The organism is Micromonospora sp. NPDC005215 (assembly GCF_040607915.1).
Lineage (GTDB): Bacteria > Actinomycetota > Actinomycetes > Mycobacteriales > Micromonosporaceae > Micromonospora.
This window is the reverse complement of sequence record NZ_JBEXHQ010000108.1, coordinates 1-3,046: the sequence shown is the minus strand read 5'-3', so window position 1 is coordinate 3,046 and position 3,046 is coordinate 1. Positions and strand designations below refer to the sequence as shown.

The following is a 3,046-nucleotide window of genomic DNA, read 5'->3' as shown; positions in this document are numbered from 1 at the left end:
GGTACCCCGGGTGTGGGGTGCCGGCCAGCGGTCGGTGTCGTGTGGTGGGTCAGCTGTTCCAGTGCTGGCCGACCAGGTCGGCGGCCTGCTGCTCCCACTGGGCGTACGCATCCGGGTAGGCGGAGACCTGCACGGTCTGCGCGGCCTCGGTCAGCGGCATGTCCTGCCAACCGTCAACCTGCTTGAGGCCCTTGAGGAACGCGGTCGTCGAGTAGGCCGGGTCGGTGATCTGCTCCGGCGTACCCCAACCACTGGACGGGCGCTGCTGGAACAGGCCCAGCGAGTCGTGGTCGTTCATGTCACCGAGGTGACCCAGGTTCTCCAGCTTCGACTCCTGCAGGCTCGTCGCGATCGAGATGACCGCGGCGCGCTCGGGCAGGCCGGCCTTCTTCGTCGCGGCGATGATCGCCTTGGCGTTGGCGGTCTGCTCGTCATTCAGAGCGATACGCGACTGATCGCCCTGGGTGCCGTGCGGGATCAGCTTGCTGACGTCAGGCTTGTCGGCCTGCACCGCGACGGTGGCGGGCTTGCCGTCGACCGGGGTGGCGGCGTGGGCGGCGATCGGACCGGCGAACACACCACCGGCGAACGCGAGACCAGCAACGGACAACACACTCTTACGCATGATCGTGTTCATGGGGGTAGCTCCTTCGGGGGTAGGAACACCCAGCCACTGACCGGGGGGTCGGCGGCGCGGGTGAGAGCACCTCGTCCGGCGCTGCACAAACAAGAAAGTCTTCGGGGTGGGCAACCGACAAGCCAGGGGGGCTCGTGGTGCCGGGTCCAGATGTAACGACCGGGGGGCCGGGGTCATTCCGGGGGCGGCCCATCCGGCGGCACCCTCGTGGAAGCGGTGACCGGGCGGTCGTTCGTGGGGACTGTAACGACCGGACCGCGGCCCGCATTCCAACCCGGTAGGGCGGGGCGGCGAGCCGGTGGTGCTGCGATCGTCAGGGTATGTAACGACCCCGGCCCGGCCATCATTCCGGGCCACGGGTGCGCCGGGTCACTGGCCAAACGCCCCAGACCCGACACGCGACCCAGACAACCTGGACGACCGCCTTTAGCCGGTCAGGCGGGAGCGTACCTTCGCGGCGCAGGCGTCCAGGACGGTCTGCGCGTCCAGGCCCAGGCTCTCGATGGCCACCAACGCCGTGAAGGCGACGTCCGCCAACTCCGCCGCGACGTCCTCGCGGGTGTGGGTGACACCTTTGCGAGGATTCTGCCCGAGCAGACCGATCCAGGCGGCTGACGCCTCCCCCGCCTCCTCGGTCAGCTTGAGGATGCGGCAGGTCAGTTCGGTCTGCCCGGTGCCGTTCGCCGTGTCCAGCCAGTTGCGCGACGCCCGGGCCGCCTCCCAGATCAACTCGTCCACGCCGACCAGTCAACCCGACCGGCCCACCCCCGCTGGCAACCGGGTGTGCCCGCCAGGACCAACCACGAGCACCCGGCCAGCGACGGTTGACCGGCCGATCAGCGCAGCCATTGACACTTGTCGACGGCGGTCCTAGGTTCAGGACGCTACCGGCAGGTAGGCAACCGTCCCGCCTGGTCGCCCCAAAGGCGACATCGGTCCGATGGGGAGCAGTGATGCTGTCCGCACCCGTTCGCACCCTCCGCCGGCTGTTCGCCGCCACCGTGACGCTGACCCTGGCGGTCGGGCTGGCCGGTGCCGCGCCGGCCAACGCCACAGGTCGCGACCCGAGTGGCGGCCAGCCGCTTCCCGGGTACACCATCGAGAACCCGCCGCTGGCCCCGCTGGTCGTGGACGGCAGAACGACGACGGTACGCCAGGGTGTGCACCGCCACGCCGGCTACATCATCGAGGTCCCCGCCCGGTGGAACGGCAACCTGGTGCTGTGGGCGCACGGTTACCGGGGTCAGGGCACTGTGCTCTCGCCGGAGCCGCCGGCCTTCGGGATGCGCGAACGTCTCCTCGCGCAGGGGTACGCCTGGGCGTCGTCGTCGTACGACCGCAACGGCTTCGACATCCGCTCCGGCGTGCTGGGCACCAGGGATCTTGCCGACCACTTCGGACGGATGGTTCGCCGACCACACCACACCTACCTGGCCGGGGTGTCGATGGGCGGGTACGTCATCGGTCGCTCGCTGGAGCAGTACCCCGGCTACTACGACGGGGCGCTGCCGATGTGCGGGGTGCTCGGTGACCAGACGCTGCTCGACTTCTACCTGGACTACAACCTGGTCGCGCAGGCGCTCGCCGGGGTGCCGGCCCATCCCACCCCGGCCGACTACCTGACCAATGCGGTGCCCCGCATCCAGGTGGCGCTCGGCCTGGCCGGGCTGACTCCCACCGGGCCGGACACCACCACCGAGCGGGGCAGGCAACTGCGGGCGATCACGGTGAACCGTTCGGGCGGGCCGCGTCCGGGAGCCGACGCCGCGTTCGCGGTGTGGAAGGACTTCCTCTTCTCGATCAGCGTGCCCACCGGGAGCGGCAACTCCCCCGCCCAGCGGCCCGGTCAGCTGTCCACCAACCTGCTCACCCGGTACACCCCGAACAGCCCGGTGAACGTCAACGCCACAGTGCAGCGGGTCGCTCCGGAGAACGTCGTGCAACGGCTCCTGCCGACACTGACCGAGGTGCCGCGGATCGCCGGTCGGCCCACCGCGCCGGTGCTGAGCCTGCACGGCCTCGGTGACCTGTTCGTACCGTTCAGCATGGAGCAGGCGTACGCCACCGACGTGGCGCGCAACGGTCGCGGCAGGCTGGTGGTCCAGCGGGCCATCCGGACCACGCAGCACTGCGAGTTCACCCCGGCCGAGGCCGGCGCCGCCTGGGACGACCTGGTGTCCTGGGTACGCACCGGCAAGCGCCCGGCCGGCGACACCGTGACGGACCCGGCGGTGGTGGGGCGGCCCGACTACGGCTGCCGGTTCAGCGACCGGGACGCGTACGCCGCCGGGGTCGGCACCCGCCGCCTCTACCCGGCCTGCTGAGGAACACGGGTACGACGACACCGGCCGGCCCCCGTCAAACGGGAGCCGCTCCCCCAGAGCTACCGGTCGTTTGGTCGCCTCGCTG

General features: G+C 70.6%; 3 protein-coding genes. 1 reads left to right on the top strand and 2 read right to left on the bottom strand.

What is annotated here, in order from left to right:
* Positions 1-49: 49 nt before the first annotated feature.
* On the bottom strand, positions 50-637 hold the full coding sequence (locus ABZU25_RS34370) for a hypothetical protein (protein ID WP_355033529.1): 588 nt from the start codon (positions 635-637) through the stop codon (positions 50-52).
* A 426-nt stretch (positions 638-1,063) separates the two neighbouring features.
* On the bottom strand, positions 1,064-1,375 hold the full coding sequence (locus ABZU25_RS34365; protein WP_355033528.1) for a MazG-like family protein: 312 nt from the start codon (positions 1,373-1,375) through the stop codon (positions 1,064-1,066).
* Positions 1,376-1,590: 215 nt separating this feature from the next.
* Here ABZU25_RS34365 and ABZU25_RS34360 point away from each other — a divergent pair, with 215 nt between their 5' ends.
* Positions 1,591-2,961, top strand: a complete 1,371-nt coding sequence (locus tag ABZU25_RS34360; RefSeq protein ID WP_355033527.1) for a hypothetical protein — start codon at positions 1,591-1,593, stop codon at positions 2,959-2,961.
* Positions 2,962-3,046 lie beyond the last annotated feature (85 nt).

Coding starts and splice junctions, on each gene's coding strand:
- ABZU25_RS34370 (WP_355033529.1), bottom strand. CDS start 637: ATGAACACGATCATGCGTAAGAGTGTGTTGTCCGTTGCTGGTCTCGCG.
- ABZU25_RS34360 (WP_355033527.1), top strand. CDS start 1,591: ATGCTGTCCGCACCCGTTCGCACCCTCCGCCGGCTGTTCGCCGCCACC.